The organism is Mycobacterium sp. (genome assembly GCF_052143115.1).
In the GTDB taxonomy this organism is placed as follows: domain Bacteria; phylum Actinomycetota; class Actinomycetes; order Mycobacteriales; family Mycobacteriaceae; genus Mycobacterium.
In genome coordinates this window covers 63,448-77,390 of sequence record NZ_JBKQTQ010000066.1, presented here as the reverse complement: position 1 = coordinate 77,390, position 13,943 = coordinate 63,448, and the positions used below count along the sequence as shown (strand labels likewise).

Genomic DNA, 13,943 nt, shown 5'->3' with positions numbered 1-13,943 from the left:
GTCCCAACGCCTGCTATGTGCAGCAAGCACCCGATATCGTCGGCGCTACGGTAGCTGATACGATTGCCGTCTCGAAGTCCTCCCGAATCCCAAAAGGTTGGCCACATGCCCAAGCCCGTCGTCGTCAGTGCCGTCCGGACCGCTATCGGAACGTCATTCAAGGGTTCATTGGTCAACACTCCGCCCGAGATCCTCGCCACCACCATCCTGCAAGAAGCGGTCCGACGCTCCGGAGTCGAGCCGGCCAATATCGACGATGTGATCTTCGCCGAATCTCATTACGGCGGCGGTGATCTCGCGCGCTACGCGGCGGCGAGCTCCGGGATGTTCTCGGTGCCCGGCCAGGCCGTCAACAGGCATTGTGCGGGCAGCCTCACGGCGGTTGCCAATGCGGCCGCGCAGATCGGTTCGGGCGCCGAGAAGGTCATTGTCGGCGGCGGAGTGCAGTCGCTGTCCATGAGCCCGCTGATGAACTGGCGTATCCCCGGGCCGACCCTGGAGTTCGAAGAGCGATGGATCCCGCCCACGCACGTCGAGTCGCCCGATGCGCCGACCCGCGACATGTCGATCACGGTGGGGTGGAACACCGCCCAAGCAGTCGGGATCAGTCGCGAAGAGATGGATGCCTGGGCGTTGCGTTCGCACCAACGCGCCATTGCGGCAATCGATGACGGCGCCTTCGTCGACGAGATCGTCCCGTTGAAGATCAAGGGCCTCGACGACGCATTGGTGGAGTTCAGCGTGGACGAGCACCCTCGCCGCGAGACCAGCCTGGAGAAGCTTGCGTCGCTGAAGGTGCTGCACCCTGAGATCGAGGGTTTTTCCATCACCGCAGGCAACAGCAGCGGCACCAACGACGCGGCCGCCGCGCTGACACTGGCCGACGAGGACTTCGCCCGGTCCGCCGGGCTCACCGTGCTGGGCTCGGTCAAGGCATGGGCGTCCGCCGCCATCGAACCGAAAGACACCGGTCTGGGCGCGGTGAAGGTGATCGGCAAGGTGCTGGACCGCGCCGGTCTGGCGCCCGGCGACGTCACACTGTGGGAGATCAACGAGGCGTTCGCCTCGGTGCCGATCGCCGCATGCCGGGAGTATGGGCTCGACGAGGATCGGGTCAACATCTACGGCAGTGGCTGCAGCCTGGGGCATCCCATCGCGGCCTCCGGCGCCCGGATGCTCACCACGCTGGTGCATGAATTGGGCCGCCGCGGCGGCGGGATCGGTGTGGCAGCGATGTGCGCGGGTGGCGGCCAGGGCGGCGCCGTCGTCGTCGAGGTCTAAACGGCTTCTTTGCGCGACGCGATGAGCCGGCTTGCGTGCTCGAGAATGCAGTTGAGGCCGTACTCGAAGTTGATGTCGTCGGCTACGCCGATCCGGTGACCTTTCTCGGTCAGTGCGGCGATCAGCGGCATCGTCTCGGGATCGATGACCGACATTCCGCTGCGGCGATACGGTTCAGCCCCGCCGGATCTGTCCTGCAGCCGTTCCAGGACGGCCGCACCTTGGGTGTGAACCGAGATGCTGGCGTAGGTGTCGAAGGCGTCCTCGGGCGATAGGCCCGCCTCCACCAGGGTGGCGACCGCCTTCTCGAGCTTCTGGAAGGCGGCCTGGGTTGCCTCCCGGCCGAAGGTGCCGCGGATCAGGATCAGATCGCAAAGGATCGGATTGCTCCGGAAGGTCTGGCGCATTTTTCGAGCGTGATTGCGCAACGAATCCCGCCAATCCTGGCCTTCGACAAACGGTGTCGCGAAGTCGTACTGGCCAAGTGCGCGATCGGTCATCGCGTTGAGCAGATCGTCCTTTTTCCGGAAGTACCAGTAGATGCTCGTTACACCGACGTCGAGGTGCTTGGCCAAAAGCGGCATGCTCAAGCCGTCAACCGATACTTCCCTGGCTACTTCGAACGCGCCTTTGATGATCTCGTCGACGCTGATCGACCCACGTTGACGCCGCTGCCGCTTGTCCGCGGTTGCCTGCCTCGCCAATTCGGTGACCTCCGACGCTTCGAACGCACTATCGTATCAGATATCGTAAGGCTTCTGGTAATGGCTTGAATCAACTTACGCAGTCAGCAGCGGTGCCATCCAGGTCAATTCGGCGGGCAGTTGCGCGCCCCAGAACGATGCGTTGTGCCCGCCGGGCGAGAACCCGCCCGACGGCGGGCTGGGCAGCTGAGCGACGAACTGCCGAGTCGCGTTGTAGAACGGATCGCTGTTGCCGCAGTCGACCCTAATCGGGATGGACGCCAGCGCGCGCATCCCGAATACCGAATTGGCCGACCAATCGTCAGGACCGTCGAATGCGCCCGGTGCGGCCGCCCCGGGCGACAACCACAGTGCCGGACTCACCGCGCAGATCGCTGCGGTGCGGGCTGCTCCGAGTCGGCCGCCGAGCAACAGCGCGCCATAACCGCCCATCGACCAGCCCAGAAAAGCGACCCGGGAGGTATCGAGGCCCTTGCTGTCCAGCATCGGGATGAGCTCGTTCAACACCATGGCGCCGGAATCCTCGCCGGAAGCCCTTTTGTGCCAATAACTTCCGCCACCGTCGACAGAGACCACTGCGAAAGGCGGTAGGCCGGCGTTGACGGCTTGGGCCAGGCCCTGTTCGACGCCGCCGTCCATCACGGTGGCCGCGCTACTTCCTTTGCCGTGCAGCGCGATCACCGGTCGCAGGGGTTTGGTTTGACCCGGCGGCCGGGCGATCGCCCAGTTGGTGGCTACCCCGCCGCGGGCCGCCGACACGAACGAGCCGGTCACCATCGTCGGGGCCGCGACCGGCGCGGGAGCCGGGTCCAGCGGCGGGCGCGGCGCCAGCGGAACGCCGGTGCCGGTCATCGTTACCGGCGCGGTGAGCGGAGGCCGCGCTGGAATCAACCTGTCCAGCGCGTAGACGCCCAGCGCTCCCGTCGCCGCAGCGGCGCCAAGGCGCAACACAGCGCGACGACTCAAGTCCGACATGCCGGTCATGATAAAGCGCCGCTGCTCATCGCCTCGCGGCTGCGTGGCTGGAGGTACCCACATCACATCGGGCGTTTGCCCGAAAGGGCAATGCGGCACCAGCCTGACTGGCACCATGACGTAGGTGACTGCAGCTATTAGCCGCACGGGAGCTGTCGCTCCCGCGGCAGCTGTCACGCCCAAGGTGGCTGTCGCCCCCGCGCCTGCAGTCACTGCCAAGGCAACTGCCACTCTCAAGGGTGCCGCGACTCCAAAGGGCGAACGTCGGCGATACGCGCTGGTCAGCGCCGCCGCCGAACTACTGTGCGAAGGCGGGTTCGAGGCGGTCCGCCACCGCGCCGTCGCGCGCCGGGCAGGCCTTCCGCTGGCCTCAACCACCTATTACTTCTCTAGCCTCGATGACCTCATCGCCAGTGCGGTCGCCCATATCGGGATGCTGGAGGTGGCACAGCTGCGCGCCCAGGTCGCCACGTTGTCCCGCCGCCGCCGCGGCGCCGAGACCACGGCCGACCTGCTGGTCGACCTCCTTGTCGGCAGCGAATCTGGTCCGCGCTTAATCGAACAGCTGATTTCGCGCTACGAGCGCCACATCGCCTGTGCCCGCCTGCCTGCGCTGCGCGACATCCAACGGCGCATCTTGCGTCAGCGCGTTGACGCCATCGCCGACGTGATCGAGCGGTCGGGACGCTCGATGCGCCTCGAGCTTGTCTCAGCGTTGATTTGCACGGTCGATGGCGCGGTGGTCTCCGCCTTGGTAGACGAGGGGGAGGATCCCCGTACCGTCGCGCGGGCCACTGTGATCGACGTCATTGACTCGCTGGCACCGATCGACCAGCGCGTCGTACAGATTTGACCCCGTCAGCGGTCCAGCTGTCGGCGGATCGCGGCTAACCCGCGTTGTGCTTCGTCGAGCAGCGCGGCGAGGTGCGCGAGCCGCTCACGCAATTCGTCCGTGTCGGGCTGTGTGGCTGGACGACGGCGGGGCGCGGGCGCCAGATCCGCCGGAAGAGTCGGTGTGACGATGTAGCCGGTCGCGAAGTCGCCATATACGGTCACGTCTTCCGGCCGGTGATACCAATACAGCGCGACGTAGGCACAAAGCACGGCGTCGACCGGATCTTCGTCTCTGTCGAGCTGTCCCGGTCGAGTAGCGGCGGCAACGCGTCTGCGCAGTTCCACCCACGACACGCTGTGATTCACCCGCAGCCGCGGTGTTGCCTTGTCGAGTCCCTCGATCAGCGTCATCAATTGCAGCAGCTCATGCTGACGGACCTCGAAGGGGCCCCTCTTGTACTTCAGGATCTTGTCCAGGCCGAACAACACGATGGTCGCCGGGTGTGGATACACCTCTATCGCCCGTCGTGGCGAACTCGATAGAGGATTCATGTCGAGAGTGAGAGCCGTCGCTATCCGGGCGCCGCGAGGATCGTTGAATTCGGGCTTCTCAGCAAATGCCGGGCGTGCTCCCGCGTCGAACCGTTGGAAGTCGTGGTTGAGCGCCGCTTCGCAGGGCCGGTGCCCGGTCAAATTCTTCACGATCAGCGGCGCGTCGATGGCCACCAGGCAGTCGTTGCTGACATAGGGCGACACCGCGGCCTCGATGCTCGCGTCGTCGTGCGCGGTACCGACGTGCAGAAGTCGGCCGTCGGAATCGATGACCGCAACACCGGTGCTGTTCTTTTCGCCCCAGGCGAGATCGAGCCCAACGAAGTGCATGGGGCTACTGTGCCTGATCCGCGGGCGTAGCGGCGCCGTTAAGCTGTGTGTTTGTGACAATCCCGAACGTACTGGCCAACCGCTACGCCAGCGCCGAGATGGTGGCGATCTGGTCGCCGGAGGCCAAAGTCGTCGCCGAGCGGCGGCTCTGGCTGGCGGTGCTGCGGGCGCAGGCGGAATTGGGGGTCGAAGTCCCCGAAGCTGCCGTGGCCGACTACGAGCGGGTGCTCGACGATGTCGACCTGGCTTCGATCGCCGCCCGCGAGCGGGTGCTGCGCCATGACGTCAAGGCCCGCATCGAGGAATTCAACGCGCTAGCCGGCCACGAACAAGTGCACAAGGGCATGACCAGCCGCGACCTGACCGAGAACGTCGAGCAACTGCAGATTCGCCGGTCGATGGAATTGGTGTTCTGCCACGGCGTGGCAGTGGTGGCCCGGCTGGCCGAGCGTGCAGTGACCTACCGCGACCTGGTGATGGCCGGACGCAGCCACAACGTCGCCGCGCAGGCCACCACATTGGGCAAGCGGTTCGCCTCGGCAGCGCAGGAGACCCTGCTGGCGTTGACCAGGCTGCGGGAACTGATCGACCGCTACCCGCTGCGCGGCATCAAAGGCCCGATGGGCACGGCCCAGGACATGCTCGACCTGCTCGGCGGCGACGTGGCGAAGCTGGCTGAACTGGAACGACGCATTGCCGACTTCTTAGGATTCACAACGGTTTTGACCAGTGTGGGACAGATATATCCGCGTTCGCTGGACCACGACGTGGTGTCCGCTCTGGTGCAGTTGGGCGCGGGGCCGTCGTCACTGGCGCAGACGATCCGACTGATGGCCGGCCATGACCTCGTGACCGAGGGTTTCGCGCCGGGCCAGGTCGGCTCGTCGGCGATGCCGCACAAGATGAACACCCGCAGTTGCGAGCGGGTCAACGGGCTACAGGTGCTGCTGCGCGGCTACGCTTCGATGGCCGCTGAATTGGCCGGCACGCAGTGGAACGAAGGCGACGTTTTCTGCTCGGTAGTACGCCGAGTTACGTTGCCGGACAGCTTCTTCGCCGTCGACGGGCAGATCGAGACGATGCTGACCGTGCTCGACGAATTCGGTGCCTACCCCGCCGTGATCCAGCGCGAGCTGGACCGATACCTGCCGTTCCTCGCCACCACCAAGGTTCTGATCGCGGCGGTGCGCGCGGGGATGGGTCGTGAAGCCGCCCACGAGGTCATCAAAGAACACGCGGTGGCCGCCGCACTGGCGATGCGGGAACGCGGCGCCGAGCCCGAGCTGCTCGAGCGGCTGGCCGCCGATCCGCGACTGCCGCTGGACCGGCCGGCGCTGGATGCCGCGCTGGCCGACAAGCAGGCGTTCATCGGTGCCGCCGGCGACCAGGTCGACGCTGTGGTCGCGGCGGTGGACGCAGTGGTCGCGCGCTACCCGGACGCGGCCAAGTACACGCCGGGCGCCATCCTATGACTCTCGCCGGCGCCCTTTCGGGGATCGACTTCACCGATCTGGACAACTTCGCCAACGGATTTCCGCACGAATTGTTCGCTGTCCATCGGCGCGAAGCGCCGGTGTACTGGCACCAGCCGACCGTGCACACTCCCGACGGAGAGGGCTTCTGGTCCGTTTCCACGTATGCGGAAACGCTTGCGGTGCTGAAGGATCCGGTGACATTCTCATCGGTCACCGGTGGTGATCGACCGTTCGGCGGCACGCTGTTGCAGGATCTGGCCATCGCGGGCCAAGTCCTGAACATGATGGACGATCCCCGCCACTCGCAGATTCGGCGACTCGTCAGCTCCGGGCTGACGCCGCGGATGATCCGCCTCGTCGAAGATGACCTTCGCGGCCGGGCGTGTCGGCTGTTGGACGCGGTGGTGCAGGGCGAACCGTTCGACTTTCTGGTGGACATCGCCGCCGAACTGCCGATGCAGATGATCTGCATCCTGTTGGGAGTGCCGGAATCCGAACGACATTGGCTCTTCGAGGCCATCGAGCCGCAGTTCGACCTCGGCGGATCGCGCAAGGCGTCCCTTGCCCAGATGTCGGCCGAGGAGGCCGGGTCGCGGATGTATGCCTACGGCCAGGAGCTGATCGCGTCGAAGCGTGCTGCGCCGACCGACGATATGTTGTCGGCAGTCGCCAACGCAAAGCCGGACGACTTCGGAGGGGAAGCCGCGCCGGCCATGTCCGATCTCGAGCTGTATCTGTTCTTCAGTCTGCTGTTCAGCGCCGGCGCGGAGACGACGCGCAACGCAGTTGCGGGTGGGCTGCTGGCGCTGGCGGAACATCCGGAGCAACTGCGCGCGCTGCGTGAGGATTTGGGCATGCTGCCCACGGCGGTCGAGGAGATGGTCCGGTGGACGTCGCCGTCGCCGTCCAAGCGGCGCACTGCCACACGCACCGTCACGCTCGGCGAAGTGTCGATCGACGTGGGACAGAAGGTACAGATCTGGGAAGGCTCCGCCAACCGTGACGCCAGCGTCTTCGACCGCGCCGATGAGTTCGATATCACCCGAAAGCCCAATCCGCACTTGGGTTTCGGCCAGGGTGTGCACTACTGTCTGGGTGCCAATCTGGCCCGGCTGGAATTGCGAGTGCTGTTCGAAGAGCTGTTGTCGCGTTTCCACACGGTGCGGGTCGTGCGGCCGGTCGAATGGACTCGCAGCAACCGGCATACCGGTATCCGGCACCTGGTCGTCGAATTGCGCGGTTAGTGCACTCTGACGGCAATTCCCGCCGACCGTAGCTCGAGGGCGGCCAGGCCTCGGATCGCGCGCGGATCCGCCACGCGCCAGGCACCGACGGGGTCGGGGCTGACGGCGGCCAGCCTGCGCAGCGGCCGGTTGGCCAATGCCCGCAGCGCCAGCAATTGTTCGCCGGCCGGTGTGGTCGCCAGCGTGCTCACGGTCCACTTGCGCCGGAAGAACCGGATGCGCAACACCAACCAAGGCATCACCACCGCAAGGGCCGGCGGCGCAGCGACGGCCAGCGCCAGCACCACCGCCAACCAGGTCGCGGTGGTGTCCAGGTTGTGCCCGGCCCCGGCGATGTCGAGGGCGGCCTTACTGGCCGCCGTCAGCGGCTTGCTCACCGTGTCACCGACCAGCGGGATGCTATCGGCGCTATGGCCCGCCGACTTGAGGCTGTCGGCGACACCGCCCGCGCCGCCTTCGACCTGTCGACCCACCGCGGCGATGGTCGACACCGCGCTGTGGACGGCCAGGCCGACGAGCACCCAGATGAACGTCCAAATGACGACGACGACATCACTGAGCAACTGGGCCAACAGTCGGCCCGGAGTAGTGGCATAAGGGAGAAACCGCGATTTCATAGCCTGATCCCAACACAGGGTCGCTTTGCAGGTGGCCTTTGAGGTGGCCGGCACGACCCGAGGAGGAGCCCGGCTAGGCTGTCCCGATGCGTCCCGCTCTGTCCGACTATCGGCACCTGGCCAGTGGCAAGGTCCGCGAGCTGTACCGCACCGACGACGATCACCTGTTGTTCGTGGCAACCGACCGGATTTCAGCGTTCGACTATGTGCTCGACAGCACGATTCCCGACAAAGGCCGGATTTTGACCGCGATGAGCGTGTTCTTCTTCGACCTCGTCGAGGCGCCCAACCACCTCGCCGGTCCGCCCGACGATCCGCGCATCCCCGACGAGGTCCTCGGCCGCGCACTGGTGGTGCGAGAGCTGAAGATGCTTCCGGTGGAGTGCGTCGCCCGCGGCTACCTGACCGGTTCGGGACTACTGGACTACCAGCAGACCGGCAAAGTCTGTGGCATCACATTGCCTCCGGGCCTGGTGGAGGCCAGCAGGTTCTCCTCACCGCTGTTCACGCCCGCGACGAAAGCCGAACTTGGGCAACATGATGAGAACGTCTCGTTCGCACAGGTGATCCAGCTGGTAGGCGGCGTCCGTGCCAACCAATTGCGCGACCGTACTGTACAGACCTATGTACAGGCGGCCGACCACGCGCTAAGGAGAGGAATCATCATCGCAGACACCAAATTCGAGTTCGGCATCGACGCGCACGACAACTTGGTGCTGGCCGACGAGATTTTCACACCCGATTCCTCGCGATACTGGCCGGCCGCCGATTACCGCGTCGGCGAGGTGCAGACCAGTTTCGACAAGCAGTTCGTCCGTAACTGGCTGACGGGCCCCGACTCCGGTTGGGACCGCTCGGGATCTCAACCTCCACCGCCGCTGCCCGAGAGCATCATCGACGCCACCCGCGACCGTTACATCGAAGCCTACGAACGGATTTCCAGCCTGCGCTTCGACGACTGGATCGGGCCGGGAGCATGAGCCGCGCCGGCGACGATGCAGAGCGGAGCGATGAGGAGGTCGGGGCATGACCGGCGCCGGCGACGATGCAGAGCGAAGAGATGGGGTGGGGGCCGCTCCCGCTTGCGGGGGAGAGCGGCGCTCATGACCGGGGCATCTGGACCGCCCGTCGCCAAGCGGGTGGAGAGTCGGCGGGAGTTTCACGGTGACGTGTTCGTCGACCCATATGAATGGCTGCGCGACAAGTCCAGTCCCGAGGTGATCGCTTACCTGGAATCGGAGAACGAGTACGCCGATCAGGCGACCGCCCAGCTTGAACCGCTGCGGCAGCGGATTTTCGACGAGATCAAAGCACGCACGAAGGAAACCGACCTGTCGGTACCGATCCGACGTGGCGACTGGTGGTATTACGCCCGCAGCTTTGAAGGCAAGCAATACGGTGTCCAATGTCGCTGCCCGGTAACCGATCCGGCCGATTGGAACCCGCCGATCTTCGACGAACACACCGAGATCACCGGTGAGCAGATACTTCTCGACGAGAACGTCGAAGCCGAGGGACACGACTACTTCTCGCTGGGCGCCGCCAGCGTCAGCCCCGACGGCAATGTGCTGGCGTACTCCATCGACGTAGTCGGTGATGAGCGTTATACGTTGCGGTTCAGAGACCTCCGCACGGGCGAGCAATACCCGGACGAGATCGTCGGTATCGGCGCAGGGGCGACCTGGGCCACCGACAGCCGAACCGTCTACTACGTCACGGTCGACGCGGCGTGGCGTCCCGAAACGGTGTGGCGGCACCGGCTCGCCTCGGGTTTGCCCGCGGAGAAGGTGTATCACGAAGCCGACGAGCGGTTTTGGGTTGCGGTGGGCCGGACCCGCAGTGATGCCTATGTGCTGATCGTGTCGGCGTCGGCCATCACCTCGGAGGTCCGCTACGCGGATGCAGGCGACCCACACGCCGAGTTCGTCACGGTGCTGCCCCGGCGCGACGGTGTCGAGTATTCGGTGGAACACGCAATCGTCGACGGGCAAAACCGGTTTTTGATCTTGCACAACGACGGTGCGGTCAATTTCACGCTTGTGGAGGCGCCTGCCGAGGATCCCGGGGCGCAGCACACGTTGATCGGCCACCGCGACGATGTGAGGCTGGATGGCGTTGACGCGTTCGCCGGCCATCTGGTGATCAGCTACCGCGGCGAAGCGCTGCCGCGAATTCAGCTGTGGCCCATCGACGGCGATGGCTACGGACGGCCCGAGGAGATCTCGTTCGACTCTGAGCTGATGTCGGCCGGCCTTGGCGCCAACCCGAATTGGGACTCACCTAAGCTGCGCATCGGCGCGGGATCGTTTGTCACCCCGGCGCAGATCTACGACCTGGATCTCGTCACTGGCGAGCGCACCCTTTTGCGCGAGCAGCCGGTGCTCGGCGACTACCGGCGCGTGGAGTACGTCGAACGCCGTGACTGGGCGTACGCGGCCGACGGAAGCCGGATTCCGATCTCAATCGTGCACCGTGCTGACATCGAATTCCCCGCTCCGGCACTTGTTTACGGCTACGGCGCTTATGAGATTTGTGAGGATCCGCGGTTTTCCATCGCTCGGCTGTCGCTGCTGGACCGTGGAATGACGTTTGTCGTCGCGCATGTCCGCGGCGGCGGCGAGATGGGTCGGCTGTGGTACGAGCACGGCAAGCTGCTGGAGAAGAAGAACACGTTCACTGACTTCGTCGCGGTTGCGAACCATCTGGTGGACTCCGGACTGACCCGACAGGAGCAGCTGGTCGCCTTGGGCGGCAGCGCCGGTGGGCTGCTCATGGGCGCGGTGGCCAACACGGCTCCCGATCTGTTCGCCGGAATCCTGGCGCAGGTCCCATTCGTCGACCCGCTTACGACGATTCTCGATCCATCGCTGCCGCTGACCGTCACCGAGTGGGACGAATGGGGAAACCCATTGAGCGACAGCGATGTTTACCACTACATGAAATCCTATTCGCCGTACGAGAACATCGCGGCCCAGAAGTATCCGCCGATCCTTGCGATGACCTCGCTGAACGACACCAGGGTCTATTATGTCGAACCCGCGAAATGGGTAGCGGCCTTGCGGCACACCAAAACCGATGGCAATCCGGTGCTGCTGAAGACCCAGATGACCGCCGGCCATGGTGGTATCAGCGGGCGTTACGAGCGCTGGAAAGAGGTGGCCTACCAGTTCGCCTGGTTACTGGCTGCCGCCGATCGCGACCACTACGGCAGCGGCCAGGTAGACGATCTCCTCAGCGGTGCGCAGGGGTAGCTGCGTAATCATCGACTTGGGCGGATTGGGCATCCGCGCCGCGTAGATGTTGGCCGGGAACATCGCCAGCATCAACAGCAGCAGGCAAACCGCCGCAGCGACCCGGGTGGCCGGTACCACCAGGCCTGCGGCGCCGAGGAACTCCAGCACCCCGGTGAGAGTCACCAGCAGACCGGGTGCCGGCAGCTGTGGAGGCACGATCGCAATCAGGGCAGCGCGCAGTGGCGGGACGAAGTGCGCGACACCGGTCAGAACGAACATCGCGGCCAGGCCGATGGCGATCGCTTTAGTCCAGGTGTCGACATAGTCGACGCCGAGCCAGCCCACGATTCGGGCCACGATGCTTCCCGCGAGCAGGGTGATCAACGGAGCCATGTCAACTCTCCAATCTAGACACTGACAAGTTCTGTTGCGGCGAGCTTACGGACTTAACTAGTCATTGTCAAGTTTGCCAGTTATGCTGGCATTATGAGTCGTCCGACCTACCATCACGGGGACCTGCGGGCCGCGATCCTGACCGAGGCCGCACGTCTTGTCGATGAGCGCGGCGCCGACCGGGTGTCACTGCGCGAGTTGGCGCGGGAAGCGGGGGTGTCACACGCCGCGCCGGCGCACCACTTCACCGATCGGCGCGGCTTGTTCACCGCGCTGGCCGCTCAGGGGTTCGAGTTGTTGGCCGCGGGCCTGGCTGAGGCGCGGCCCCGATTCCTCGATGCTGCGCTGGCGTACGTGCGATTTGCCATCGAACATCCCGGCCACTACCGGGTGATGTTCGACAAGTCGCTGGTCGATCCGTCGAACCGCGAACTGGTCGCCGCCCAAGCGGCCGCCGGAGCTGAGTTGTCTCGCGGCGTCGCGTCGCTGCCGGATCAGCACGCCCAAGCCGATCCGCGCGGTGCACAGCTGGCGGCTTGGTCACTGGTGCATGGGTTTTCGATGCTGTGGCTCAACGACGCGGTAAACGCTGAGCTAAAGGCCACCGATCCGATGGCCACCGTCGAGCGGATTGCGGCGATGCTGTTCGAGGAGTAGCGCTCCTAGTAGGCCGGCACCGGCGGCTGGCGCTTGGCCGCCGACGGCGGCTTGTTGGGCAGGAACGCGACGGGCACAAGCGCCAACGCGACAACGAGGATCGACACCACGATGACGACCGTGTACGCGTGTGTGAGGTCGTGCATAAGCCGGATGGTGAAATCCGGTAAGACCTCGTGGTGGGACGGCGCCGGTGCACCGTGCTTCACGAGTTTTCCTTTGAGGATCCCGAGTTTCTCTGCGGTGGTGATGCTTTCGCTGCGGTTGAACTGACTCGTCAAAATCACCGACATCAATGCGGTGCCGACCGAAACGGCGACGTGCTGAGTGACACTGAGCAGTGTTGACCCGCGCGCCACCTGGTGGGGCGCTAACGTCTGTACCGCCGCTCCGGACAGCGGCGTCAAAGTGCAGCCTAGGCCGATGCCGGTAATGATCAGTCCCACCAGCAGGATCGGCAGGTAGTCCGCTTGTTTCCAAGCACCGTAGGCGAATACGGTCAGTCCGGTACTGATCAGCGCGATCCCGACGAGCAGGATATTGCGGGGTCCACGTTTGTCCATCAAGGTACCGGCGAGCGGCATCGCCAGCATCGCACCGAGTCCCTGCGGGATCAGCTGCAGCCCCGACTGCAGCGGCGTCTCATGCAGCAGCTGTTGGAGATAACTGGGAATCACCAGGACGGCGCCGAAGAATCCGACCGAGAACACGAACATTGCCGAGTTGGCCGACGTCACCACCCGATTCTTGAACAGCCGCAGGTCGATCAGTGGGTGCTCGGCACGGTGCAGCGCATGCAGAACAAACGTGGTGATCAAGGTCATTCCGATGGCCACCGGTATCCACACATGGTTGTCGGTGAACGTGCCGCGTCGTGGAACCGACGAAATACCGAAGAGCAGTGTTGCCAACCCGGGCGACAGCAGCAGCATCCCGACGAAGTCAAACGTCTCCGACGGTCTCGGGCGATCTCTCGGAAACAACAACGCCGCGAGAACCAGCACGATCACGCCGAGTGGCAGGTTGATCCGGAAAATCCATGGCCAGCCGTAGGCGCCGATCAGCCAGCCGCCGAGGACCGGCCCGCACATCGGGCCCAGGAGCATCGGGATACCCAGCACCGCCATCAACCGGCCGAGCCGCCGTGGTCCGGCCTCGCGCGTCAAGATGATCAACGTCAACGGCACCAGGATCCCGCCGCCGAGTCCTTGTATCACTCGAAACGCGATGAGCTCGGTGATGTTTGATGCCATCGAACACAGCAGGGACGCCAAGGTAAACCACAAAACCGCGCCTAAGAACAGCCGCTTGGTGCCGAACCGGTCGGATGCCCAACCGGCCAGCGGGATCACGGTGGCCTGCCCGAGCGCGTAACCCGTTATCGTCCACGCGACGATGGCCTGAGTGGATCCGAACTCCCCGATGAACGTGCGCTGTGCCACGCTGACGACCGTGCCGTCCAGGATCGCCATCACCGAGGCGAAAATGCAGACTCCGGCGATGCGCAGTAGGCCGGCGTCGAGATTATCTGGATAGTCAGGCAGATCGCCGGATACCGGTTCGATGTTCGCAGTCAACGGCGCCGCGCGAGAAACCATGATCGCCAGCCTAACGACAAACTAGCTAGCTGACCAACATACTTTGCGCT

General features: G+C 64.8%; 13 protein-coding genes. 7 read left to right on the top strand and 6 right to left on the bottom strand.

Going from position 1 to position 13,943, the window contains the following annotated elements; all coding sequences use genetic code 11:
* Positions 1 to 105 precede the first annotated feature (105 nt).
* A complete protein-coding gene (locus ACLQI9_RS07565; RefSeq protein WP_442377039.1) occupies positions 106 to 1,281 on the top strand; it encodes a thiolase family protein in 1,176 nt (391 codons plus the stop codon).
* Here the strand turns inward: ACLQI9_RS07565 and ACLQI9_RS07560 are convergent.
* Together ACLQI9_RS07560 and ACLQI9_RS07555 are read right to left on the bottom strand one after the other, a co-directional pair.
* On the bottom strand, positions 1,278 to 1,985 hold the full coding sequence (locus ACLQI9_RS07560; RefSeq protein ID WP_442377041.1) for a TetR/AcrR family transcriptional regulator: 708 nt from the start codon (positions 1,983 to 1,985) through the stop codon (positions 1,278 to 1,280). The two genes, ACLQI9_RS07565 and ACLQI9_RS07560, sit on opposite strands and share 4 nt — an antisense overlap.
* A gap of 75 nt (positions 1,986 to 2,060) precedes the next feature.
* The gene (locus ACLQI9_RS07555; protein WP_442377043.1) at positions 2,061 to 2,969 is read right to left on the bottom strand and encodes an alpha/beta hydrolase-fold protein; all 909 of its coding nucleotides are present in this window, start codon (positions 2,967 to 2,969) and stop codon (positions 2,061 to 2,063) included.
* A gap of 175 nt (positions 2,970 to 3,144) precedes the next feature.
* On the opposite strand from ACLQI9_RS07555, the gene ACLQI9_RS07550 reads away from it, so the two are divergent.
* Positions 3,145 to 3,813, top strand: coding sequence for a TetR/AcrR family transcriptional regulator (locus ACLQI9_RS07550; RefSeq protein ID WP_442377048.1), 669 nt, complete (start codon positions 3,145 to 3,147; stop codon positions 3,811 to 3,813).
* 5 nt (positions 3,814 to 3,818) lie between these two features.
* Here ACLQI9_RS07550 and ACLQI9_RS07545 read toward each other — a convergent pair whose 3' ends face one another.
* On the bottom strand, positions 3,819 to 4,676 hold the full coding sequence (locus ACLQI9_RS07545; protein ID WP_442391413.1) for a DUF429 domain-containing protein: 858 nt from the start codon (positions 4,674 to 4,676) through the stop codon (positions 3,819 to 3,821).
* 53 nt (positions 4,677 to 4,729) lie between these two features.
* On the opposite strand from ACLQI9_RS07545, the gene purB reads away from it, so the two are divergent.
* Complete coding sequence (gene purB, locus ACLQI9_RS07540; RefSeq protein ID WP_442391411.1) at positions 4,730 to 6,148, top strand: adenylosuccinate lyase; 1,419 nt, start codon at positions 4,730 to 4,732, stop codon at positions 6,146 to 6,148.
* Positions 6,145 to 7,395: a cytochrome P450 gene (locus tag ACLQI9_RS07535; protein WP_442383972.1), complete on the top strand. Its 1,251-nt coding sequence runs from the start codon at positions 6,145 to 6,147 to the stop codon at positions 7,393 to 7,395. Before purB ends, ACLQI9_RS07535 begins: the two co-directional genes overlap by 4 nt.
* On the opposite strand, the gene ACLQI9_RS07530 is transcribed toward ACLQI9_RS07535, so the two are convergent.
* A complete protein-coding gene (locus tag ACLQI9_RS07530) occupies positions 7,392 to 8,012 on the bottom strand; it encodes a hypothetical protein (protein ID WP_442383974.1) in 621 nt (206 codons plus the stop codon). The genes ACLQI9_RS07535 and ACLQI9_RS07530 overlap by 4 nt on opposite strands.
* Before the next feature lie 86 nt (positions 8,013 to 8,098).
* Between ACLQI9_RS07530 and ACLQI9_RS07525 the strand changes: the two genes are divergently transcribed.
* Entirely contained in the window at positions 8,099 to 8,992 is an 894-nt protein-coding gene (locus ACLQI9_RS07525; RefSeq protein ID WP_442383976.1) for a phosphoribosylaminoimidazolesuccinocarboxamide synthase, read from the top strand.
* A gap of 123 nt (positions 8,993 to 9,115) precedes the next feature.
* Positions 9,116 to 11,263 carry a S9 family peptidase gene (locus tag ACLQI9_RS07520; RefSeq protein ID WP_442383978.1) on the top strand — a complete coding sequence of 716 codons (2,148 nt, stop codon included), beginning with the start codon at positions 9,116 to 9,118 and terminating at the stop codon, positions 11,261 to 11,263.
* Here ACLQI9_RS07520 and ACLQI9_RS07515 read toward each other — a convergent pair.
* Positions 11,189 to 11,638, bottom strand: a complete 450-nt coding sequence (locus ACLQI9_RS07515) for a DoxX family protein (protein ID WP_442383980.1) — start codon at positions 11,636 to 11,638, stop codon at positions 11,189 to 11,191. The genes ACLQI9_RS07520 and ACLQI9_RS07515 overlap by 75 nt on opposite strands.
* A 93-nt stretch (positions 11,639 to 11,731) precedes the next feature.
* Here ACLQI9_RS07515 and ACLQI9_RS07510 point away from each other — a divergent pair, with 93 nt between their 5' ends.
* Positions 11,732 to 12,295 carry a TetR/AcrR family transcriptional regulator gene (locus ACLQI9_RS07510; RefSeq protein WP_442383982.1) on the top strand — a complete coding sequence of 188 codons (564 nt, stop codon included), beginning with the start codon at positions 11,732 to 11,734 and terminating at the stop codon, positions 12,293 to 12,295.
* 5 nt (positions 12,296 to 12,300) lie between these two features.
* On the opposite strand, the gene ACLQI9_RS07505 is transcribed toward ACLQI9_RS07510, so the two are convergent.
* A complete protein-coding gene (locus ACLQI9_RS07505; RefSeq protein ID WP_442383984.1) occupies positions 12,301 to 13,893 on the bottom strand; it encodes a DHA2 family efflux MFS transporter permease subunit in 1,593 nt (530 codons plus the stop codon).
* Positions 13,894 to 13,943 lie beyond the last annotated feature (50 nt).